The sequence below is a fragment of the Bacillus sp. PAMC28748 genome (genome assembly GCF_014250415.1).
Lineage (GTDB): Bacteria > Bacillota > Bacilli > Bacillales > Bacillaceae > Bacillus > Bacillus licheniformis.
Genome location: NZ_CP060192.1, coordinates 3,948,105 through 3,969,587, shown reverse-complemented (window position 1 = coordinate 3,969,587; position 21,483 = coordinate 3,948,105). Strand labels below are relative to the sequence as shown.

The window sequence follows — 21,483 nt, the reverse complement described above, 5'->3', positions numbered from 1 at the left end:
ATTAAATCTGCACTGTCTATTTTCAATTTGTGATTTTCAGCTCATATCGCCAATTGGTCCTATTATCCCTTTTTTCATTTTTCCTTAAAAATTTTTATATTAAAAAAGGAATCTTCGGGTGTTCTGTCAAAAAGTGAATGTATTGGAAACAGCGGAATGAACGTTCATTCCGCTGACTTGGAGGGCAAAATCAATGGAATCGGAAAGCAAATATCAGAAGATTATCGAGGCTTCGCTCGTCCTTTTCGCGGACAGAGGCTTTGACGCCGCAACCATTCCGATGATCGCCGATAAGGCAAACGTCGGTGCAGGCACCATCTACCGCTACTTTGACAGCAAGGAAGCACTTGTAAACGTCTTGTTCCAAGACAGTGTGAAGAGATTTAAAGAAAAGATAGAGGAGGGCTATCCTGAAGATTCAGCAGGCATAAAAAAACAATTTCAGCACATTTTCCGCTGCCTTTTCGAGTTTTCTCAGGAAAATATCCATGCGCTGTATTTTTTGGAAATTGACAAGACCTCTCATTACTTGACTGAGAAAAGCCGCGAGGTCTTGAACGAACTGCTGGATTTCATCTATTTATTTTTTGAAAAAGGGAAAGCGGCCGGCATGATTCGCCCTTTGCCTTCCCACATTTTGTCGGCTGTTGTATTCGGAGCGTTCGTTCATATTCAGAAGTTGGTAAGAGCAGGGGAATTCGAGGACCCTACCGAACTGATGGAGGAGATTGAAGAATGTTCCTGGGATGCTGTTAAACATCATGGATGAAAAGCTTTTTTCCAAAACAGAAAGGATGATTTTCATGAACAAGTTAGATGGAATTCCAATCCCTAAAACTTACGGGCCGCTCGGCAACCTGCCTTTGCTTGACAAAAACAGGGTCTCCCAGTCACTTTGGAAAATCGCGGATGAGATGGGGCCTATCTTTCAATTTAAGTTTGCGGATGCGATTGGGGTTTTTGTGTCCAGCCATGAACTGGTTAAAGAAGTCTCTGAAGAATCCCGTTTTGACAAAAACATGGGGAAGGGGCTATTGAAAGTTCGCGAGTTCAGCGGAGACGGGCTCTTTACAAGCTGGACGGAAGAACCCAATTGGCGGAAAGCCCACAACATCCTTCTGCCGAGCTTCAGCCAGAAAGCGATGAAGGGATACCATCCCATGATGCAGGATATCGCCGTCCAGCTCATTCAAAAGTGGTCCCGTCTCAATCAGGATGAAAGCATTGATGTGCCGGACGATATGACGCGGCTGACGCTGGACACGATCGGCTTATGCGGGTTTAACTACCGCTTTAACAGCTTCTACCGTGAAGGGCAGCATCCGTTTATTGAGAGCATGGTCCGGGGTTTGAGCGAAGCGATGAGACAGACGAAGCGCTTCCCGCTGCAGGATAAGCTGATGATTCAAACGAAGCGCCGCTTTAACAGCGATGTCGAGTCGATGTTTTCTCTTGTTGACCGGATCATCGCTGACCGGAAGCAGGCCGAGAGTGAAAGCGGAAATGACCTCTTGTCGCTTATGCTTCATGCGAAAGACCCTGAGACCGGCGAAAAACTGGATGATGAGAATATCCGCTATCAAATTATTACATTTTTGATTGCCGGACACGAGACGACGAGCGGTTTATTATCGTTTGCAATCTATCTGCTCCTGAAGCATCCGGATAAGCTTAAGAAAGCGTATGAAGAAGCAGACCGCGTGCTGACCGATCCCGTCCCATCCTACAAACAGGTTCAGCAGCTGAAATACATCCGAATGATTTTGAATGAATCGATAAGGCTTTGGCCGACGGCACCGGCTTTCTCTCTTTATGCAAAAGAAGAAACGGTTATCGGGGGAAAATATTTGATTCCAAAAGGACAGAGCGTTACAGTGCTCATCCCAAAACTGCACAGGGATCAAAGCGTCTGGGGAGAAGATGCCGAGGCATTCCGGCCTGAACGGTTCGAGCAGATGGACAGCATTCCGGCGCACGCATACAAACCGTTTGGCAACGGCCAAAGGGCATGCATCGGCATGCAGTTCGCCCTTCATGAAGCGACGCTTGTGCTCGGCATGATTCTTCAGTACTTTGATCTTGAAGATCATGCAAACTACCAATTGAAGATCAAAGAATCGCTGACATTAAAACCGGATGGTTTCACAATCCGGGTGAGGCCGAGGAAAAAAGAAGCAATGACGGCGATGCCGGGCGCTCAGCCTGAAGAGAACGGACGGCAGGAAGAACGGCCTTCCGCACCGGCGGCGGAAAATACGCACGGAACCCCTCTTCTTGTGCTCTACGGTTCAAATCTCGGCACAGCCGAAGAGATTGCGAAGGAGCTTGCTGAAGAAGCGCGTGAGCAAGGGTTTCACAGCCGGACGGCGGAGCTTGATCAATACGCAGGCGCCATCCCGGCAGAAGGGGCTGTTATCATTGTGACGGCTTCCTATAACGGAAACCCGCCCGATTGCGCAAAGGAATTTGTCAATTGGCTTGAGCATGATCAGACAGACGATTTGCGTGGTGTCAAATATGCGGTATTCGGCTGCGGTAACCGCAGCTGGGCCAGCACCTACCAGCGGATTCCGCGCCTGATTGACAGCGTATTGGAAAAAAAAGGCGCCCAAAGGCTGCACAAGCTTGGAGAAGGGGATGCAGGCGATGATTTTGAAGGACAGTTTGAGTCATGGAAATATGATCTGTGGCCGCTTTTAAGAACCGAATTTTCATTGGCCGAACCCGAGCCGAATCAAACAGAAACAGACAGGCAAGCCTTATCTGTCGAGTTCGTAAACGCACCTGCGGCTTCGCCGCTGGCTAAAGCTTATCAGGTGTTCACAGCGAAGATATCGGCAAACCGAGAACTGCAGTGTGAAAAGAGCGGGAGAAGCACAAGGCATATTGAAATATCGCTTCCTGAAGGCGCCGCATATCAGGAGGGAGACCATCTCGGTGTGCTACCGCAAAACAGCGAAGTGCTGATTGGCCGCGTTTTTCAGCGGTTTGGGCTGAACGGAAATGAACAAATTCTGATTAGCGGCCGGAATCAAGCATCACATTTGCCTTTGGAGAGGCCCGTTCATGTCAAAGACCTTTTTCAACATTGCGTCGAGCTCCAGGAACCGGCCACAAGGGCCCAGATACGCGAGCTGGCGGCTCATACTGTTTGTCCGCCTCATCAGCGCGAGCTTGAAGACCTGCTGAAAGATGACGTCTATAAGGATCAAGTGTTGAATAAGCGGCTGACAATGCTTGACCTGCTTGAGCAATACCCGGCCTGTGAACTGCCGTTCGCCCGTTTTCTGGCGCTTCTTCCTCCGCTAAAACCGAGGTACTATTCGATTTCCAGTTCGCCGCAGCTTAACCCGCGGCAAACAAGCATCACCGTCTCTGTCGTAAGTGGCCCGGCGTTGAGCGGCCGCGGGCATTATAAGGGAGTTGCATCGAACTATCTCGCCGGCCTTGAGCCGGGAGACGCGATTTCGTGTTTCATCAGAGAGCCTCAGTCAGGCTTCCGGCTTCCCGAAGATCCTGAAACACCGGTGATCATGGTCGGGCCGGGCACCGGAATCGCCCCTTACCGCGGATTTCTTCAGGCGCGCCGCATCCAGCGCGATGCCGGTGTGAAGCTCGGTGAAGCGCATTTGTACTTCGGCTGCCGCCGTCCGAACGAAGATTTTCTGTATCGAGACGAGTTGGAGCAAGCGGAAAAGGACGGAATCGTCCATCTGCATACAGCGTTTTCCCGGCTTGAGGGCCGGCCGAAAACATATGTGCAAGATTTGCTCAGAGAGGATGCAGCCTTGCTGATTCACTTGTTGAACGAAGGCGGCCGCCTGTATGTGTGCGGAGACGGAAGCCGCATGGCTCCAGCTGTTGAACAAGCTTTGTGCGAGGCGTATCGCATAGTACAGGGTGCGAGTCGGGAAGAGTCGCAAAGCTGGCTGTCCGCACTTTTAGAAGAAGGGCGCTATGCAAAGGATGTATGGGACGGCGGCGTTTCCCAACATAATGTGAAGGCGGACTGCATTGCAAGAACGTAAACAAAAAGAGGCATTCTGAATTGATCAGGATGCCTCTTTTTTAGAGTTTGTTATTTTTTCATTGATATAGATGAAAAGGTTTGATCCCAAGAACAAAACGAGCAAAATATACACCCATTTTGCCGGCGTTTCCCAACCCTCGAAAAAAGGCAGAGAAGCAATGAATGTTTGTCCTTTCATGATGACAAACACCAATAACGCCACAAAGATGATGAGAGTGATTCCCTGTAAGATGAGCGTTTTTGCACTTCGTTTTTTCAAGTCGTCCCATACGTACACCAGCACGAATACGAGGGAGGCCGTTGAGATGATATCATTCGCTGTGCCGTTTATCTTGAGCCCAAACCTGAGAAAAAGATTTAAACATACAGATGCCAAAAATCCATAAAATCCGATTGTTTTAAGCAAGGTGATTCCCCCCCTCAAACCATTATAGAGGGAGATAAAGGAAAAGCCAACATGACAGGCTGTGTTCAATCATTCTAAAAACGGCTGATCTTCAGGAGGAATCGCCATGCTGGCTTTGATTTAAATATCGGCATGCGGTGAAGAAAGTTTAGCTTTTATTTCGGACCTGTGAATTGTCTTGCCGTTTGTTTCTTTTGGCTTCGGCAAAGAAAATGACCGGATAAGCGATCAAAAGCAGCCCGATAATGAATGAGATGATTCCCGGCCATTTAAAATGGGTCCAGAAGAAGCCTCCGAAAGACCCCGCTAAGCTTGAGCCGAGATAATAGCTCAGCAAATAAAGGGAGGAAGCTTGAACGCGCTGTTCGCCGGCCGTCTGCCCGACCCAGGAGCTTGCGATCGAATGCGACCCGAAAAATCCAAATGTAAAAACAGCGATTCCGGCAATTTTAAGAGGAAGCTGAGGCAGAAGCGTAAGCAATGCGCCTCCTGCGATAATGGCAATCCCGATTTTCAGCATCAACGGGCTGCCAAAACGATCGGCTTTCTTCCCCATATAGACAGAACTGAGCGTCCCCGCCAAATAAACGATAAAGATGAACCCGATGACAGTTTGAGAGAGTCTGTACGGAGGTCCCATCAACTGAAACCCGATATAATTGAACAGCGTAACAAAGCTTCCCATTAATAGAAATCCAAGTGAAATGATTGACAGCAGCCGTTTGTTCATCAAGACGGCGCCGTAGGCCAAGCTCGCTTTTTTCACACTTGTTTTTCGCTTAGCGGAGTGCTGCGGCCGGGGCAGCAAAATCCAAAACAAATAGCTTAATAGTACTGATAATGCCCCGATGATTCCTAGCTCCGCGCGCCAGCTGAACAAGTCTGTCAAAAGGCCGGTCAAAAGCCTTCCGCTCATTCCTCCGAGGCTTGTGCCGCTAATGTATAGCCCCATCATTTTGCCGAGCCCTCGCGGATCAAATTCCTCTCCGACATAAGCCATGGCGATCGCGGGCATGCCTGCAAGGAAAAAGCCAAGCAGCCCTCTCATCGCCAAGAGCGCCGCGAAGTTCGGACTAAAGGCGGTCAAGAGGCCGAGCACTGATGTCGCAAACAGGGATATTGCCATAATCGTTTTCCGGCCGAACCCGTCAGATAAAGCTGCTGCCGTGAGCAATGCAAAAGCCAATATGCCTGTTGAAATGGATAAAGTTAAGCTTGCAGCTGCCGCCGATATGCCGAATTCCTCCGCAAACAGAGGCATGAGCGGCTGTGTGGTGTAAAGTGTGGCAAATGTCACAAAACCGCTGATGAATAAGGCGATGCTCGCTTTGTGATAATCCTTCGAATGCGGCTGTATGTAGGTCATGGCAGCTCCTCTTTTCTAGAATGACAATCTATGTTTCATGGTACGCTTTCATTTGTGATGTGTCTAATTTATAATAACTATCATCATCATGCGTTTTATTTATGAAGGAGCGGATGAGGATTGGAACTCTATCAAATTGACCATTTTATTGCCGTGAGCAGGCATAAACACTTTACAAAAGCAGCCTTGGAACAACGGATTTCCCAGCCGGCTTTGAGCAGGTCGATCAAAAAGCTTGAAGAAGAATTGGGCGTCCCGCTGTTTATTCGAAAAACAAAATCGATCCGCCTGACAAAGTACGGCGAGCAGTTCCTCATCAAAGCGAAGCAGGCCCGCCTTGCCCTTGACGAAGGCGTTCAGCAAATCAGGGAAAGCGTCAATCCGAATGCCGGGGAAATCTCGGTATCATTTTTGCATACGCTTGGTTCGCGGCTCATGCCGCAGCTGATTGCCGAATTTAAAAAGAAATACCCGAATGTTGCTTTCCGTCTGTATCAGGCCGCAAATGAACATCTTCAGCACATGGTGGAGACGGGCGAAGCTGATATCTGCCTCAGCTCTCCGCCGCTTCCAAACGAGCATCTTGAATGGACGGTGTTGGATACTGAGCAGCTTTATCTGGTGCTTCCAGCCGACCACCCGCTTGCAGATCGGAAAGAAGTCGCGATCCGGTCGATTGCACACGAAGACTTTGTCTGTTTTAAGCCGGGCTATGGTCTTCGATATGTGTTTGATCAAATGTGCCGGGGACTGTCCATCAGCCCGAAGCTTGCTTTTGAAGGGGAAGAAGTGTCGACGATTTTGGGACTAGTATCAGCAGGGCTCGGTGTAGCAATCCTGCCGAAAACGGCGGAGCACGTCCATTCTCCAGTGGCATTTTGCCGAGTGTCAGACTACCGTTCTGAGAGGACGATCGGTCTCGCCGTCCTGAAAGACCATTATTTGTCGCCGGCGGCACGCAACTTTAAAGAATTTGTCATTGAATATTATCGCCGGAACGAACGGTCTGATCAGCCGTAACTCAAATAAGGACTTCTCAAGATGACAAATATCCTGTATATTGATAATGATAATTATTATCAATTGGAGGATTAAATATGACGAAAAAGCAATATTCTTATATATTCACCCTTTTACTCGCTTTCGCTGTATTTCTTTCAGGCTGTCAAAGCGGCCAGAAACAGGCTGCATCAGAGAAAAATGAAGAGAAAACAAGAGTGGTGAAAACCATCAACGGAAATGTCACTGTACCGGCTAATCCGAAGCGCGTCGTGACGATTGGCTATGCGGGAACCATGCTTGCATTCGGGATCAAGCCGCTTGGAGAAACGGGAAAGTACCTTGGAAGTCCTTATATTAAAGATCAAGTTTCAGGAATAAAGGATATCGGGGGAAAAGACGGTTTTTCAGTATCTGTGGAAAAAGTTCTTGAACTTAAACCCGATTTAATCGTATCGATGACGAACGATTCAAAAGAATATGAAAAGCTGTCAAAAATCGCTCCCACTGTCGTCTATCCGTTCGGCACATTTAAAGATGCACGCGATGAAATGAAAACGTTTGGCAAGCTGCTCGGCAAGGAAAAGGAAGCTCGGGAGTGGACGAAAACGTTTAATCAAAAAATGAAAGCCGCCCGCGCGAAAATTAAAGATGCATCTGTAAAAGGTGAAACGTTCTCTTTAATCGGCGCATATGCAAAATCTTTATATGTCTACGGGGCATACGGGTATCGGGGCGGAGAAGCGATCTATACGCAGCTGGGACTGACGCCGCCTGAATCTGTTAAAAAGGATGCAATTGATACAGCTGACGGATATAAAGCCATATCTTTCGAGGTCCTGCCGAAATATGCCGGAGACTACATATTTGTCGACGAATCATACAACGGAAAGCTTGATCAGGACAATCCGGTTTGGGCATCGCTTGACGCGGTGAAAAAAGGCAAGGTCTTTTTCCTCGATCCGGACAGATTTTGGCCGTATGATCCAAACGCTGTTCAGGCACAGGCCGAAGAAATCGCCGACATGATTTCCAAGAAAGCGAAAAATAAATAGAAAAGCGGGGAGCCGAAAAGAATGATCCGGCTTCCCGCTTTTTCATTTTTCATAATGCTGAAATTGAATATCCAGTGTCCGGAGGTACGTTTGCAGGCCCGCATCTTGGATGGGGATGATATAGGCGGCTTCATCTGACTCATTATGGTGGGAATGCCATAATCCCGGCGGTGTAATGAAGGCTTTTCCGGTTACCCAGTCAATTCGTTTCGGATCAATGATTTCCTTTGTGGCCGGATCGATTTTGCTTCCGACTAATGTATACGTGCCGGGTGCGGCATAGGCGACAAAATCGAGAGCCACCGACTTGTGGCTGTGAGGAGCTTGATTGGAGCCGGGAGGCACGATGCCGAACATTGCCCACAATACATGGGTGATCGTCAGCGTTTGATCGAATATTTCATTGTTCAAGAGAACGGAAATGCGGTTGCGATAACGGGCGTCAGGAGCGGCGGCCGCTTCAGCCAATTTTGCTTTTGACTGTTCAGCGGTGTAGAGAGTTGGTTGAAAGCGGGATTCCGACGGCTTTACGCCCAAATAATTCAGGAGAGGTGAATCGGTGATGTAATAAATGGCTGCATCTTCTGCTGCGGTATGCCGGCTGCCTGAACCGGCAGGCAAAGTCAAAAAATCGCCTTTCTGCCAGTGAATCGTATCTTCGCCCGTTTCGGTTTTCCCTGCGCCGCTGACAATGTAATATAGTTCGCTTGTCGCACGGGGGGCAGTGTGTATCGTGTCGCCTGAACGAATCTTGATGAAGTGGGCGAGAAGGGAAGGGCTTGAAGCGGGATAATCCGTCTTCAGTTCTTCGGAAATGTCCAGCGGGATGATCCGCGTTTCACCTGTCTCATACAATTCAGGCCCGAACTCTTTCACAGGAACCGGGCTGATTATTCCGCTTCCAATCGGGTCAGAGGCAGTGGTATACTCGAAAAAACGGGCATGTTTCGTCAAATGCTCGGCTCGGGTTTCAAATTGAGAATGCATTGAAAAAACCTCCTGTTATTTTTAGATAATTCAATCATATCTCATTTGGAAGATGCTAGTAAACAGTTGCATTGACAAAAAACAGATTACGGAAAAGAGGGATTGCATTGGGAAAAGGATTGAACGGCAGAAGAATTGCCATCGGAGCATCGCGAAAAACGGATGAAATGAGCACGCTGATCAAAAAGCAAGGCGGGGTTCCCCTCATTCGCTCCCTTCAGGGTACCGTGTTTTTGGCCGAAAAAGAAGTAGGCCCTGATTTGCGTGCCTTCGTTGAAACGGGAGCCGACTGGGTGATTTTCACGACCGGAATCGGGACGGAAACGCTTGTCAGCCTAGCTGAGAAACTTGGGATCGGAGAGCGCTATTTACAAGCGATCCGCAGGGCGAAAGCGGCATCGAGAGGCTACAAAACAATCGCCGCTTTAAAAAAGCTCGGCATTACGCCCGTTGCGGCGGATGAAGACGGCACGACCAAGGGACTGATCGACTCGCTCCAATCCCACGATTTTTCCGGCAAACGGGTGATGGTTCAGCTCCACGGCGAAAACGCTCCGTCACTGCTTCAGTTTTTGGAAGAGAAAGGTGCAGACGTTGTTCCGCTTCTGCCGTATCGGCATGTTGCTCCAGACCGGGAAACCGTCGCTTTATTGTGCAGCGAGATCATCAACCGTGAAGTGGATGCGGTTTGCTTTACAACGGCTGTCCAAGTCCGCTCGCTTTTTCATTTCGCGAAAGAAAACGGCTATGCGGAGAAAATTGTTCAATCTTTTCAAGACAGCGTGTTGGCGGCCGCTGTCGGAAAAGTGACGGCAGAAGCTTTAAGAGAAGAAGGAGTCGAACGCCTTCTCGCTCCGGATCTCGAACGGATGGGAGCGATGATTGTGGAGCTGGCGCGGTTTTATGAAACGGAAGAGGGGATAAGAACACAGTAAGTGCGAAAGAAATCAGCAGATTGGGGTGTGGGAGTCTCCTTGGGGGCGTTGTGATGTTTTTTAAAGATGCAGACCCAAAAGGAAAAAAGCCGAAGATGCAGCTTGCCGTGCGGCTTTTATTTTCTGGGCCGTGATACTTTTTGGAAATAGTACTTTTGAATATTTTGATCATGAGCCGTTGATTGCGAATTTTTCTTTTTTGCTAGGCTTAGGCTTAGCCGTGTTTTTTCTGACGGAACGCCTGGTCAAACGGCTTGCATCCGCAAAAACAAGAAAAACGCTTCGCTGATGAGCCGAAGCGTTTTTTGCTTTATAAAACAAATTGATCTGAGACGAATACTGCGCCGTCTTCTTTAAACATACGGGCGGGCTTTGTTCCGATGACCCGGATGTCTGAAGTGCTTGCTGCGATTCCTGTTTCCTCTGGCAAGGCGATGACGGGAGTGCCAAAAGCATTCCTAAACCTTTTAATCAGCGGATCATGTTCAGCCTTGTAGTGGCACCAAACCGAATAGTCTCCGAGGAGCTTTAAGCCGTTAAAATCCCGCAATCCGCAAGCGTTGCGATCCATATAAGAGCAAGTCATAATGTTCTTTCCGAGAATGACGGCGCCGGCGCTTCCGCCGTAAATGGCGCCGCCGCTTTCGGCACAGCGCTTTAAAACCGCGGTAAAATGCGATTCGATGAATTGTTTTAGCAGACGAAACGTGTTTCCTCCGCCGATATATACGGCAGAAAACACGTCTAAATCGTGTACGGTTTTACCTTTGACATCCGTCCACATGACAATGTTTTTGATGCCGAGCGGGTGAAAGAGCCGGCTGATCCAGTCGAAGCCGTCATCATACCTGTCGGCGTCCATGGCAATCGGAATATACAATAATGGCTTATGAGGACAGATGCTCCGGGCAAAATGCCGATCCAGCTGTTCGGTTTGGTGTGCATCTCCGCCTCCGGAAAGAAACCATTTTCCCATCCTGACCTCCACTTATTTATCATGTTTCCTGTAATTGTTCATTCAGCACGCTGTCCTCCAAAACAGCAAATTTGTCTCCATACACTTTTGTAATGTGTTTTTCGCCCCAGGAGCACAGCGAATCCAAAATGTCTTTAAGCGTCCATCCGTATTCGCTGAGTTCGTATTCGACCTTCGGCGGCACCTGCTGGTACACGATCCGGTTGATGACGCCGTCCTCCTCCAGTTCGCGCAGCTGCTGGGTCAGCATTTTCTGCGTAATGTTCGGCATCAGCCGCTTGAGCTCGCTCGTGCGTTTTTTGCCGTGCGTCAAGTGACACAAAATCACGCATTTCCATTTCCCGCCGATCACTTCAAGTGTAGCTTCGACAGATATATTATACTTTTTCGGCTTCATGTTCTCCTCCAATCCATAGGTACCGAAAAGTACCTATCTCACTTTTTGGTTCCTATCACACTTAAAAGTGCGTACTTTTTTTTGCAGATGATATGTACCATAATATCATTAGCCGGCAGCCATTTGCTATACCTTAAAAAAGAAAGGAGAAAAAGAATGACCTCTGTTCATGATAAAAAACGCAGTATATTAGCGCTTTTAGCCTTGGCGGCCAGCGCATTTGCCATCGGCACGACCGAATTCATCAGCGTGGGGCTTCTGCCTTTAATTGCTGAAGACATGAATATTTCGGTGACGACGGCAGGACTGACCGTATCATTATACGCACTGGGCGTAACAGTCGGCGCACCTGTTCTGACGTCTGTCACATCCAGTATGCCGAGAAAAGCGCTGCTGCTGGTGATTATGCTCATTTTTATGATCGGCAACGGGCTTGCGGCATGTGCCGGAAGCATCGGTGTTTTATTAACCGCCCGCGTGATTTCGGCGTTTTCTCATGGCGTATTTATGTCAATTAGTTCAACGATTGCGGCAAGCCTAGTCCCGGCGGATAAAAGAGCCGGAGCGATATCGATCATGTTTACCGGGCTGACGATTGCAATGATTACCGGAGTTCCCATCGGCACGTTCCTCGGTCAGCAGTTCGGCTGGCGGATTGCTTTTGCGGCGATCGTCGCTGTCGGCGCACTGGCGTTTATCGCCAACAGCTTACTTGTTCCGGGCGATTTGCCGAAAGGCGTCCGAACGTCTTTCAAGAGCCAGTTGAAGCTTGTGACCAATGGGCGGCTGCTGCTTTTATTCATCATTACGGCGCTTGGTTATGGAGGGACATTTGTTGTCTTTACGTATTTATCCCCGCTGCTTCAGCATGTGACGGGCTTTAAACAGGAAGCTGTTGCCGTCATTTTGCTTGCTTACGGCATTGCCGTCGCGCTCGGAAATATTATCGGAGGTAAAGCGGCCAACAAAAAACCGCTTACTGCATTATTCTATATGTTCATCGCCCAGGCGGCTGTGCTTCTCATCTTAACGGCGGCTGCTCCTTATCAGGCAGCGGGCTTTATCGTCATCATGCTGATGGGATTTTTAGCCTTCATGAATGTCCCCGGGCTCCAGTCCTATGTGGTGATTCTGGCTGAACGGTTTGTTCCAGGGGCGGTTGATGTCGCATCAGCTGTCAATATTGCGGCGTTCAACGCCGGTATAGCGATCGGTTCTTATACAGGAGGCGCCATCACACAATCGATCGGATTGATTCACACTCCATGGGTGGGAGCTTTGATGGTGCTCGGCGCCGTCGTGCTGACAGGCTGGAGCAGGGCGCTGGAACGAAATGATCAAAAACAAAATGATCAAAAACAAAATCAAGCTTTAAAGGAAAACTGCGCATGACGCATACAAAATATAAGGAGGCCAATTAAATGATGACAGCAAAAAATTTGCAAGATCGAATCAAATTGAATAACGGGACAGCTATGCCTTGGTTTGGACTTGGCGTATTTAAAGTAGAAGAAGGGCCCGAACTGGTACAAGCCGTAAAAACGGCGATTAAACACGGCTACCGCAGTATTGATACCGCAGCCATCTACGGTAATGAAGAGGGGGTTGGGCAAGGAATCCGCGAGGGGTTGAAAGAAGCCGGCATTTCAAGAGAAGACCTGTTTGTTACATCAAAGGTCTGGAATGACGATTTAGGCTATGACGAAACGATTGCAGCCTATGAGGCGAGTCTCGAAAAGCTCGGACTTGACTACCTTGATTTATACCTGATCCACTGGCCTGTTGAAGGACGCTACAAAGCGGCGTGGAAAGCGCTTGAAACACTTTATGAACAAGGACGCGTAAAAGCAATCGGAGTGAGCAATTTTCAGATTCACCATCTGGAAGACTTGCTGAAAGATGCCGCCGTCAAACCGGCGATCAACCAGGTTGAGTATCATCCGCGGCTGACGCAGAAAGAGCTGCAAGCGTTTTGCCGTGCGCACGGCATCCAGCTGCAAGCATGGTCGCCGCTGATGCAAGGCCAATTGCTCAGCCATCCACTGCTGAAAGATATCGCGGACAAGTACGGCAAGACACCGGCCCAAGTCATTTTGCGCTGGGATTTGCAAAACGGGGTCGTTACGATTCCGAAGTCGACTAAAGCGGAGCGGATTGCCCAAAACGCGGACATATTTGATTTTGAACTGACCACCGAGGAAATGAAGCAAATTGACGCGCTGAATGAAAACACCCGTGTCGGCCCTGATCCCGATAACTTTGACTTTTAACAAAACGGCCCCGTTCGACATTCGAACGGGGCTTTAATTGAATTGTGCGGTTACACCGCCGGACTCCATCATCATCAGTTCTTTTTTCATATCCAATCCGCCCCGGTATCCCGTGAGCTGCCCGCTTTTACCGATAACCCGATGGCAAGGCACCACCATTAACAGCGGATTTGCGCCGATCGCCGCGCCTACTGCCCGCACAGCGGCCTGCTTTTCAATATGCTCGGCGATATCGGAATAGGAGCAAGTGCTGCCGTAAGGGATTTCGGAGAGCGCCTTCCACACTGTCAGCTGAAAAGGCGTGCCGGCAAGGTCGACAGGAAAGTTGAAATGAGTTCGCTTGCCGTTCAAATACGCCTGCAGCTGCTCGGCGTATTCTGCCAATCCTTTGTCATCCCGAATGAAAACTGGCTGTGTAAATCTTTTTTCAGCCCAAGCGGCCAAATCCTCGAAGCCTTGATTCCATCCCCCTGTAAAACAGAGCCCGCGGGCAGTCGCCCCAATGTGAATCTGCCAACCTCGGCAAATAAGCGTACGCCAGTATACGATTTGATCGTCCATATGTTTACCTCCGTTTCATTTGCCGGTACGACGTCGGCGATTGCCCAGTCTTCTTTTTAAACAAAGAGGCAAAATATTCCGCATTCGCAAAATGCCTACCATTGAAGCGATTTCTGCGATCGATCGTTCTGAATGAGCAAGCAAATCGACCGCTTTCTCAATCCTTTTCTGCAGGATGTATTCTGCCGGCGAGACGCCTTTGATTCGTTTAAATGTCCGCTGCAGGTGAAAAGGGCTGATATGGCACCTGTCAGCCAAAGCTTGCAGAGACAGCGGATCGCGATAAGATTCCTCGATGATTTCCACCACACGCTGTGCCAGCTCTTCATCCGGCAGCAGCGCCCCGGCCGGATTGCAGCGTTTGCAGGGGCGGTACCCTTCTGATAAAGCATCTTTTGCATTGAAAAAGATCTGCACATTGTCGATTTGCGGAACTCTCGATTTGCAGGAAGGGCGGCAAAATATGCCGGTCGTTTTGACCGCGTAATAAAAAACTCCGTCATAGGCGGAATCGTTTTCCGTAATCGCCCGCCACATTTCAGGCGTCAATCGTGATTTGCTGTTCATATCTTCACCCCGATCTATGTCAGTATAACCTATATGACAGCCGGAGGTGGAGAGGCGGAGAACGGCACAGCAAGAAGACAAAGAAGAAGAGAGACTGTTGCCTGGACCTCCGAAACGCGCTACAATTCATTTACAACACAGGATGGGGTGAGAATATTGCCGGAATCAGTGAAGCAGGCCTCCTAAAATAAAAATCTATATTTTAGGAGGTAAAACATGAATTTTCAAACAATCGAGCTTGACACATGGTATAGAAAATCTTATTTTGACCATTACATGAAGGAAGCGAAATGTTCTTTCAGCATCACGGCAAACGTCAATGTGACAAATTTGCTCGCCTTGCTCAAGAAAAAGAAGATCAAGCTGTACCCGGCTTTTATTTATATCGTATCAAGGGTCATTCATTCGCGCCCTGAGTTTAGAACAACTTTTGATGACAAAGGACGGCTGGGTTATTGGGAACAAATGCATCCGTGCTATGCGATTTTTCATCAGGACGACCAAACGTTTTCCGCCCTCTGGACGGAATACTCAGACGATTTTTCGCAGTTTTATCATCAATATCTTCTGGACGCTGAGCGCTTTGGAGACAAAAGGGGCCTTTGGGCTAAGCCGGACATCCCGCCCAATACGTTCTCAGTTTCATCTATTCCATGGGTGAGCTTTACAAACTTCAATTTAAACCTTGATAACAGCGAACACTTGCTGCCGATTATCACAAACGGGAAATACTTTTCAGAAGGCCGGGAAACATTTTTGCCCGTTCCCTGCAAGTACACCATGCCGTGTGTGACGGCTATCATGCCGGCGCCTTCATGAACGAGTTGGCACGGCTTGCCGCCGATTGTAAGGAGTGGCTTGTGTGACAGAGGAAAGGCCGATATGATTCGGCCTTTTTTATATGCGCTGCTTAGCGGTCTTACTGTGGTGTGTTTACTCCCGGCATTTGGAACGCCGGCTCTCAACAAACTTTCTGTAGTGAAAATCATGAACCAAACGGATCGTCGGCCTGATTAACAGCTGAAAGCTGCCGATCACAAACATCCATAGTCCCGCCGGCTTCAGTTCCTCGGAGAAAAAGCAGAAGCTCCCGACAAGGAATAAAAGGCCGATGAGAAAATCGTTTAATGTATGTAGAACTTTGTATCTTTTTTTGAAAAAGAGTTCATATCGATTGTTATTGTTTTGCGGCATTGCTTGATCACTCCAATCCTTTTATTTACCCTGCCGGAAGCCGGAGTGAAACGCCGGTATACATAGGATTTATGAATTAGGAAAACATATGGGGAAATAAACCATCCAGGAGTGAAAAATATGCGGTTATTCATATGTGCATCGTGCCTGTTCGGCTTGATTGTTCCGTCATTTGAAACGAAAGCGCTGACGTTTGAAGAATTGCCGGTTAAACAAGCTTCAAAACAATGGGAAGTTCAAATCGGTAAAGCCGAAGCCGGAAACGGAATGGCGAAACCGGAAAAAGGAGCGTTTCATACTTATGCTGTCGAAATCAAAAACATTGGACACGATGTGGCTTCGGCGGAAATTTTTGTCTATCGGAACGAGCCTAATTCTTCAACGAAATTTTCGCTTTGGAACATTCCTCACGAAAATCCGGTTTCTTTAGCCAAAAGCTTAAATCACGGAAGCTCTGTCAAGCACCGCAATCTGCTTATGGCAGAGAATGCGACCGAATTGGAAGTGGACATGATTTGGACGGAAAAAGGAAGCGAAGGCAGACTTTTAAAGGAAACGTTCATTTTCAAGGGAGATGAATCATGAAGAAAAAATGGCCGTTCATCGTCAACGGTCTTTTTTTAATGACTTAGGCAGCCGATCGTTCGGCCATACGATATCGAAGCGACCTCGAACCAGCAGAGCTCGTCACAAAACATTTGCATTTAAAGAAAAATACAGGATGTTTTCACCAATATTTTTCTCAATGATGATACACTATTGACAAGCTGCTACTTTGGGAGGGTGTTTCCATAGATGCCGATGAAGCAAAAACACCAAATGTGTCATGAGAGCTCTCTCTAATCGATATAAAAGTAGGGTGAACCGGGGTTGTCAATCTGTAAAAGATCTTTTTTTATCCCGTGATACGCTTTTGGAATTCTGAATCTTCAAGAAAGTCCCCAGCCTTTTGCTGATCAATCGAGAACAAAGGATGATACATATGAAAAGAATAGATAAAATCTACCATCAGCTGCTGGATAATTTTCGCGAAAAGAATATCAATCAGCTTTTAAAGATACAAGGGAATTCGGCTAAAGAAATCGCCGGGCAGCTGCAAATGGAGCGTTCCAATGTCAGCTTTGAATTAAACAATCTCGTTCGGGCCAAAAAGGTGATCAAGATTAAAACGTTCCCCGTCCGCTACATCCCGGTGGAAATTGTTGAAAACGTCTTGAACATCAAATGGAATTCAGAGTTGATGGAGGTTGAAGAACTGAGGCGGCTGGCTGACGGCCAAAAAAAGCCGGCGCGCAATATATCCGCCGATCCCCTCGAGCTCATGATCGGGGCTAAAGGGAGCTTGAAAAAGGCAATTTCTCAGGCGAAAGCGGCAGTCTTTTATCCTCCGCACGGCTTGCATATGCTGCTGCTCGGGCCGACGGGTTCGGGGAAATCGCTGTTTGCGAATCGGATCTACCAGTTCGCCGTTTATTCTGACATATTGAAGCCCGATTCCCCGTTCATCACATTCAACTGTGCAGATTACTATAACAACCCTCAATTATTGCTCTCTCAATTGTTCGGACATAAAAAAGGGTCTTTTACAGGTGCGGGTGAAGACAAAGCAGGATTAGTCGAGCAGGCGGACGGGGGCATTCTGTTTATGGATGAAATCCATCGCCTCCCGCCGGAGGGGCAGGAAATGCTGTTTTATTTCATAGACAGCGGCACATACAACAGGCTTGGTGAAACAGAGCATAAACGAACGGCAAAAGTCCTGTTTATCTGTGCGACAACAGAAAATCCGAGCTCTGCATTGCTGAAGACATTTTTGCGGAGAATTCCGATGACCGTACATATCCCTTCGCTCAATGAACGGTCCCTTGGAGAAAGAGTGGAGCTGACAACGTTTTTATTGGGGAAAGAAGCAGAGCGGATCAAAAAAAACTTAAATGTGCACATCGATGTCTATAATGCACTGATTCATTCTGCAAAATTCGGAAATGTCGGGCAGCTGAAATCAAATGTACAGCTGGTCTGTGCGCACGGGTTTTTAAATAACCTTGACAAAGACGAGGTTGTTGAACTGACCGTCCGGGATCTTCCGGACGAGATCAAAGAGGACTGGATGTCCAGCAGCAAAAATATTGAACGGAGCAAAATGATTTCTGAATATGTCAACATTACAACGATCATCTCTCCGATTGTGGAAGATGAAGCAACGAAAATCGATGACTCCTTTAACTTGTATCATGTCATAGAAGAAAAAGCGAAAATCCTCAATAAAGAAGGCTTAACAAAAAAGCAAATCAATCAATATATATTAACGGATATTCATTTGCACGTCAGAAGCTTTTTTAATCAGAAAATGCTTCAAAACCACAGTTTACTCAAATTCGTTGAAGACGACGTGATTCAGATGACGAAAGAATTAAAGGGAGTCGCCGAACATGAGCTTGACTGCAAGTTCGACCGTAAATTCATCTATTTCCTGAGCATGCACATCGCCGCATTTTTAAAGCGCGGAAAGCAGATTGATGTCTTAAATTCGCAGGAAACAGATGAAATCAGGGAAACCCATGTGAAAGAATACGAGGTCGCACTCATTTTCAAAGATAAAATTCAAGCATATTTCAAAGTAACCGTTCCGGAAATCGAAGTCATCTACTTGACGATGCTCATTCAGTCGATTAAATCATGGAAAGAAAACAAAAGGACGGGCATTGTCGTGGCCGCCCATGGAAACAGCACGGCAAGCTCTATGGTTGAAGTAGCCACTGAACTGCTGGGAAGCACCCCGATCGCTGCGGTTGATATGCCTTTGACCGTTTCACCCTCGGAAATCGTCAGCTGCCTAGCGGAGAAAGTGAAGCAGGTTGATGAAGGAGAAGGCGTTTTAATGCTTGTCGACATGGGATCGCTTGCGATGCTGGAAAGCAGGCTTGAACAACAAACGGGCGTTAAAATAAAAACGATCAGCAATGTTACGACATCTATGGTGCTCGATGCCGTCCGCAAGGTGAATTATTTGAATTTGAATTTGCACGCCATCTACGATTCGGTTACAAAGGATTTCATCGATTTATGGGCCGATAAACCGCGGGTCTCAGGCAAAAAGAAGGCGATCGTCTCCATTTGCACAACAGGCGGCGGAACGGCGAAGAAGCTCGAAGAGATTTTAACATCAATCGTGAGCAGGACATCTGATGAACAAATCAGCATTTTGACGGTGCCATCGATCAAATTAGCAAGCCGCATCAAAGAAATTGAAAAAGCGTATGAGATTCTTGCCACGGTTGGCACGAAGAACCCTAAAATCGATGCTCCGCACGTCCCTTTAGAAGTATTGATTGAAGGGGAAGGGGAAAAAGTGATTCAGCAGGTGATTGCAACCGGCGATATCCCGATGAGCGGCGGATTATCCGGTGAAAATGTGGTTGTAAAGGAGCTTTGCGAAGACAGCCTGAAGAAGTATCTTGTCTTTTTGAATCCCTATCATGTGATAGACATGCTGTTGGAGTGGCTTCAGACGGTTCAAGACGAACTGCGTATGACATTCAGCAACGCTGTGCTGATCAAAGTCATCATGCATACCGCTTTTGCTTTTGAAAGGGTGATCAAACAGAACCCGATCGCTTTTCCGGAGGAGGAAGAGATGAATGATCAGCTTGAAAACGTTCTTCACATCACAGAGAAAACATTAAAGCCTTACGAAGAAAAGCTTGGTCTTGCGATCAGCGAAGATGAAAAAATGTTTATCGCGTCCATCTTTGCTGAAGAGTTATAGCTGTTTCCCATCGGCAATTTTTTCATGTAAACCTGTATTAAGTGGACCCCCATTTTAATACAGGTTTATTTTTATGCTTAAACGTGTTTCAAATATGAAAATAATTCGTCTTGAAATACAATGAAAGCGCTTAATACAGCTTTGTTGGCACGATACTTGCATTATAAATAAGCGAACGAAAAAAGAAAGGAGCAAATGTACATGATTACAGTCATTATCAGCGGCCACGGAAACTTTCCCATAGCATTAAAAGAATCTTCAGGGATGATATTCGGAGAAGAGGAGAGCCTGATCGCGGTGCCGTTTCTGAAAGGGGAAGGCATTCAGACACTGCAAGAAAAATATCATCAGACGCTGAAGGATGTTCCGGAGGAACACGAGGTGCTTTTTTTAGTGGATATTTTCGGCGGGACGCCATATAACGCAGCGACCCCTTACATCGCGAAAGAGCGGAGATTCGATATGGCAGCCGGAGTGAACCTGCCGATTTTGTTAGAGGCATTGAGCTTGAGGGAGCATATGCCGCTCAAACAACTGCTGAACCAGTTGAAAAAGATGAGCCGGGAATGCTTCCAAATATGCAGCGAGCAATTGGAAAAATTCAGTCAGTCCAATCAGGGAAGAGAGGATGAATTGTAATGAAAATCGTTTTGGCAAGAATTGATGACCGCTTTATTCACGGCCAAGTATTAACAAGATGGATCAAAATCCACGCTGCTGATCGCATTATCGTTGTCTCCAATGAGGTGGCACAGGACGAAATGAGAAAAACGCTGATCCTTTCTGTTGCACCTTCAAATGTAAAAGCCAGCGCCGTTTCGATTTCCAAAATGGCCAAAGCGTTCCACAGTCCGCGGTACGAAGATACGACGGCAATGCTGTTATTCGAAAATCCGGGCGACATTGTTTCCTTAATCGAAGCAGGCGTTCCGATCGAAACAGTCAATGTCGGCGGGATGCGTTTCGAGAATAACCGCAGGCAAATCACGAAATCGGTAAGCGTTACTGAAAAGGACATCAAAGCGTTTGAACAATTGCAAGAATTGGGCGTAAAGCTTGAATTGAGGCAGCTGCCGTCAGATTCGAGCGAAGACTTTATGCAGATGTTAAGAAACGCAACAAAATCCTAGAAGGAGGGTTCTAAAGGCATGTCAACGATTCAAATTATTTTGCTGCTCGTCATTGCAGCTATAACAGGTATCGGTAGTGTATTGGACGAAGGGCAGACACACCGTCCGCTGATTGCCTGCACTTTGGTCGGCCTTGTCCTCGGGGATCTGAAAACAGGCATCATTCTCGGCGGAACGCTGGAGCTGATGGCGCTTGGCTGGATGAATGTCGGTCTTGCAATGGCCCCCGATACGGCCATCGCTTCCGTGATTTCGACTATCTTAGTGATTACCGCCGATCAGGGAATCGGCGAAGGGATCGCCGTCGCGGTGGCTTTGGCAGCTGCGGGTCAGGCGCTGACGATTTTCGTCCGGACGATCACCGTATTTTTAATTCACCGCGCCGACAAATACGCAAAGGATGGCAATTTTAAAGGAATTGAAATTATGCATATAACTGCCATGGCGTTTCAGGCGCTGCGCGTTATGATTCCGACATTGATCGTGGCTCTGATCAGTGTCAGCGCTGTTCAGGCGTTTTTGGGAAATATTCCGGAAGTCATCACAAAAGGCTTGCATATAGGCGGAGGCATTATCGTTGTTGTCGGGTATGCGATGGTCATCAACATGATGAACATTCCGTATTTGAAGCCGTTTTTCTATATCGGTTTTTTGCTGGCCGCGTTTACCGATTTCAATTTAGTCGGCTTCGGCGCCCTCGGGCTCTGTCTGGCATTTTTATATCAGCAAGTGATGCAAAAAAATCATGCTCAAGGGGCGGTTGCTGCCGCCAGTGACGGCAGCATGGCCGCTTATGATGATGACGATGATCTGGATGCTTAAAAATTAAAGGAGGGACGAA

At 47.6% G+C, this 21,483-nt stretch carries 20 protein-coding genes and 1 pseudogene; 13 read left to right on the top strand and 8 right to left on the bottom strand.

All coding sequences use genetic code 11. From position 1 onward, the window contains the following. Positions 1-193 precede the first annotated feature (193 nt). Positions 194-769, top strand: coding sequence for a TetR/AcrR family transcriptional regulator (locus H7F26_RS20535; RefSeq protein WP_003183871.1), 576 nt, complete (start codon positions 194-196; stop codon positions 767-769). A 34-nt stretch (positions 770-803) separates the two neighbouring features. Continuing rightward, positions 804-4,028 carry a bifunctional cytochrome P450/NADPH--P450 reductase gene (locus H7F26_RS20530; RefSeq protein ID WP_003183869.1) on the top strand — a complete coding sequence of 1,075 codons (3,225 nt, stop codon included), beginning with the start codon at positions 804-806 and terminating at the stop codon, positions 4,026-4,028. Between the two features lie 24 nt (positions 4,029-4,052). Here the strand turns inward: H7F26_RS20530 and H7F26_RS20525 are convergent, their stop codons facing one another. Further along, entirely contained in the window at positions 4,053-4,436 is a 384-nt protein-coding gene (locus H7F26_RS20525) for a YoqO family protein (protein ID WP_003183867.1), read from the bottom strand. A gap of 148 nt (positions 4,437-4,584) precedes the next feature. Next, positions 4,585-5,802, bottom strand: coding sequence for an MFS transporter (locus H7F26_RS20520; RefSeq protein ID WP_025808041.1), 1,218 nt, complete (start codon positions 5,800-5,802; stop codon positions 4,585-4,587). Between the two features lie 120 nt (positions 5,803-5,922). Between H7F26_RS20520 and H7F26_RS20515 the strand changes: the two genes are divergently transcribed. After that, positions 5,923-6,822 (top strand): LysR family transcriptional regulator, encoded by a 900-nt coding sequence (locus H7F26_RS20515; protein WP_025808043.1) that lies wholly within the window; start codon positions 5,923-5,925, stop codon positions 6,820-6,822. Between the two features lie 77 nt (positions 6,823-6,899). Beyond that, complete coding sequence (locus H7F26_RS20510) at positions 6,900-7,856, top strand: ABC transporter substrate-binding protein (RefSeq protein ID WP_003183861.1); 957 nt, start codon at positions 6,900-6,902, stop codon at positions 7,854-7,856. Between the two features lie 42 nt (positions 7,857-7,898). Here the strand turns inward: H7F26_RS20510 and H7F26_RS20505 are convergent, their stop codons facing one another. Then, a complete protein-coding gene (locus tag H7F26_RS20505; protein ID WP_003183859.1) occupies positions 7,899-8,843 on the bottom strand; it encodes a cupin domain-containing protein in 945 nt (314 codons plus the stop codon). Between the two features lie 107 nt (positions 8,844-8,950). Between H7F26_RS20505 and H7F26_RS20500 the strand changes: the two genes are divergently transcribed. Further along, positions 8,951-9,778 (top strand): uroporphyrinogen-III synthase, encoded by an 828-nt coding sequence (locus H7F26_RS20500; RefSeq protein ID WP_003183857.1) that lies wholly within the window; start codon positions 8,951-8,953, stop codon positions 9,776-9,778. A 310-nt stretch (positions 9,779-10,088) separates the two neighbouring features. On the opposite strand, the gene H7F26_RS20495 is transcribed toward H7F26_RS20500, so the two are convergent. Together H7F26_RS20495 and H7F26_RS20490 are read right to left on the bottom strand one after the other, a co-directional pair. Continuing rightward, the gene (locus H7F26_RS20495) at positions 10,089-10,754 is read right to left on the bottom strand and encodes a peptidase E (RefSeq protein ID WP_003183855.1); all 666 of its coding nucleotides are present in this window, start codon (positions 10,752-10,754) and stop codon (positions 10,089-10,091) included. Positions 10,755-10,773: 19 nt separating this feature from the next. Further along, on the bottom strand, positions 10,774-11,151 hold the full coding sequence (locus tag H7F26_RS20490) for a winged helix-turn-helix transcriptional regulator (protein ID WP_003183854.1): 378 nt from the start codon (positions 11,149-11,151) through the stop codon (positions 10,774-10,776). 156 nt (positions 11,152-11,307) lie between these two features. Here H7F26_RS20490 and H7F26_RS20485 point away from each other — a divergent pair, with 156 nt between their 5' ends. Continuing rightward, positions 11,308-12,543, top strand: a complete 1,236-nt coding sequence (locus H7F26_RS20485; RefSeq protein WP_026080806.1) for an MFS transporter — start codon at positions 11,308-11,310, stop codon at positions 12,541-12,543. A 29-nt stretch (positions 12,544-12,572) separates the two neighbouring features. Then, a complete protein-coding gene (locus tag H7F26_RS20480) occupies positions 12,573-13,421 on the top strand; it encodes an aldo/keto reductase (protein ID WP_003183850.1) in 849 nt (282 codons plus the stop codon). 33 nt (positions 13,422-13,454) lie between these two features. Here the strand turns inward: H7F26_RS20480 and H7F26_RS20475 are convergent, their stop codons facing one another. Both H7F26_RS20475 and H7F26_RS20470 read right to left on the bottom strand, forming a co-directional pair. Beyond that, entirely contained in the window at positions 13,455-13,982 is a 528-nt protein-coding gene (locus H7F26_RS20475) for a methylated-DNA--[protein]-cysteine S-methyltransferase (RefSeq protein ID WP_017474357.1), read from the bottom strand. A gap of 4 nt (positions 13,983-13,986) precedes the next feature. After that, positions 13,987-14,549, bottom strand: a pseudogene (locus tag H7F26_RS20470) (bifunctional transcriptional activator/DNA repair enzyme AdaA). 216 nt (positions 14,550-14,765) lie between these two features. Here H7F26_RS20470 and H7F26_RS20465 point away from each other — a divergent pair. Next, complete coding sequence (locus H7F26_RS20465; RefSeq protein ID WP_003183843.1) at positions 14,766-15,368, top strand: CatA-like O-acetyltransferase; 603 nt, start codon at positions 14,766-14,768, stop codon at positions 15,366-15,368. Between the two features lie 114 nt (positions 15,369-15,482). Here H7F26_RS20465 and H7F26_RS20460 read toward each other — a convergent pair whose 3' ends face one another. Next, entirely contained in the window at positions 15,483-15,743 is a 261-nt protein-coding gene (locus H7F26_RS20460) for a YrhK family protein (protein ID WP_003183841.1), read from the bottom strand. A 120-nt stretch (positions 15,744-15,863) separates the two neighbouring features. Here H7F26_RS20460 and H7F26_RS20455 point away from each other — a divergent pair, with 120 nt between their 5' ends. The 5 genes from H7F26_RS20455 (at position 15,864) to H7F26_RS20435 (ending at position 21,464) form a co-directional block, all read left to right on the top strand. Continuing rightward, positions 15,864-16,328: a hypothetical protein gene (locus H7F26_RS20455; protein WP_003183839.1), complete on the top strand. Its 465-nt coding sequence runs from the start codon at positions 15,864-15,866 to the stop codon at positions 16,326-16,328. Between the two features lie 397 nt (positions 16,329-16,725). Beyond that, entirely contained in the window at positions 16,726-19,512 is a 2,787-nt protein-coding gene (locus H7F26_RS20450) for a sigma-54-dependent transcriptional regulator (protein ID WP_003183837.1), read from the top strand. A 201-nt stretch (positions 19,513-19,713) separates the two neighbouring features. Then, positions 19,714-20,151, top strand: a complete 438-nt coding sequence (locus H7F26_RS20445; protein WP_003183836.1) for a mannose/fructose/sorbose PTS transporter subunit IIA — start codon at positions 19,714-19,716, stop codon at positions 20,149-20,151. Next, entirely contained in the window at positions 20,151-20,642 is a 492-nt protein-coding gene (locus tag H7F26_RS20440; protein WP_003183833.1) for a PTS sugar transporter subunit IIB, read from the top strand. The genes H7F26_RS20445 and H7F26_RS20440 overlap by 1 nt, the downstream gene beginning before the upstream one ends. 18 nt (positions 20,643-20,660) lie before the next feature. Further along, positions 20,661-21,464 carry a PTS mannose/fructose/sorbose transporter subunit IIC gene (locus H7F26_RS20435; protein WP_003183832.1) on the top strand — a complete coding sequence of 268 codons (804 nt, stop codon included), beginning with the start codon at positions 20,661-20,663 and terminating at the stop codon, positions 21,462-21,464. Positions 21,465-21,483 lie beyond the last annotated feature (19 nt).

What these genes read in the sequence shown, in the direction of transcription:
- H7F26_RS20535 (WP_003183871.1), top strand. Translation starts at nt 194, where the DNA reads ATGGAATCGGAAAGCAAATATCAGAAGATTATCGAGGCTTCGCTCGTC.
- H7F26_RS20530 (WP_003183869.1), top strand. Translation starts at nt 804, where the DNA reads ATGAACAAGTTAGATGGAATTCCAATCCCTAAAACTTACGGGCCGCTC.
- H7F26_RS20520 (WP_025808041.1), bottom strand. Translation starts at nt 5,802, where the DNA reads ATGACCTACATACAGCCGCATTCGAAGGATTATCACAAAGCGAGCATC.
- H7F26_RS20510 (WP_003183861.1), top strand. Translation starts at nt 6,900, where the DNA reads ATGACGAAAAAGCAATATTCTTATATATTCACCCTTTTACTCGCTTTC.
- H7F26_RS20505 (WP_003183859.1), bottom strand. Translation starts at nt 8,843, where the DNA reads ATGCATTCTCAATTTGAAACCCGAGCCGAGCATTTGACGAAACATGCC.
- H7F26_RS20495 (WP_003183855.1), bottom strand. Translation starts at nt 10,754, where the DNA reads ATGGGAAAATGGTTTCTTTCCGGAGGCGGAGATGCACACCAAACCGAA.
- H7F26_RS20490 (WP_003183854.1), bottom strand. Translation starts at nt 11,151, where the DNA reads ATGAAGCCGAAAAAGTATAATATATCTGTCGAAGCTACACTTGAAGTG.
- H7F26_RS20485 (WP_026080806.1), top strand. Translation starts at nt 11,308, where the DNA reads ATGACCTCTGTTCATGATAAAAAACGCAGTATATTAGCGCTTTTAGCC.
- H7F26_RS20480 (WP_003183850.1), top strand. Translation starts at nt 12,573, where the DNA reads ATGATGACAGCAAAAAATTTGCAAGATCGAATCAAATTGAATAACGGG.
- H7F26_RS20475 (WP_017474357.1), bottom strand. Translation starts at nt 13,982, where the DNA reads ATGGACGATCAAATCGTATACTGGCGTACGCTTATTTGCCGAGGTTGG.
- H7F26_RS20465 (WP_003183843.1), top strand. Translation starts at nt 14,766, where the DNA reads ATGAATTTTCAAACAATCGAGCTTGACACATGGTATAGAAAATCTTAT.
- H7F26_RS20460 (WP_003183841.1), bottom strand. Translation starts at nt 15,743, where the DNA reads ATGCCGCAAAACAATAACAATCGATATGAACTCTTTTTCAAAAAAAGA.
- H7F26_RS20455 (WP_003183839.1), top strand. Translation starts at nt 15,864, where the DNA reads ATGCGGTTATTCATATGTGCATCGTGCCTGTTCGGCTTGATTGTTCCG.
- H7F26_RS20450 (WP_003183837.1), top strand. Translation starts at nt 16,726, where the DNA reads ATGAAAAGAATAGATAAAATCTACCATCAGCTGCTGGATAATTTTCGC.
- H7F26_RS20445 (WP_003183836.1), top strand. Translation starts at nt 19,714, where the DNA reads ATGATTACAGTCATTATCAGCGGCCACGGAAACTTTCCCATAGCATTA.
- H7F26_RS20440 (WP_003183833.1), top strand. Translation starts at nt 20,151, where the DNA reads ATGAAAATCGTTTTGGCAAGAATTGATGACCGCTTTATTCACGGCCAA.
- H7F26_RS20435 (WP_003183832.1), top strand. Translation starts at nt 20,661, where the DNA reads ATGTCAACGATTCAAATTATTTTGCTGCTCGTCATTGCAGCTATAACA.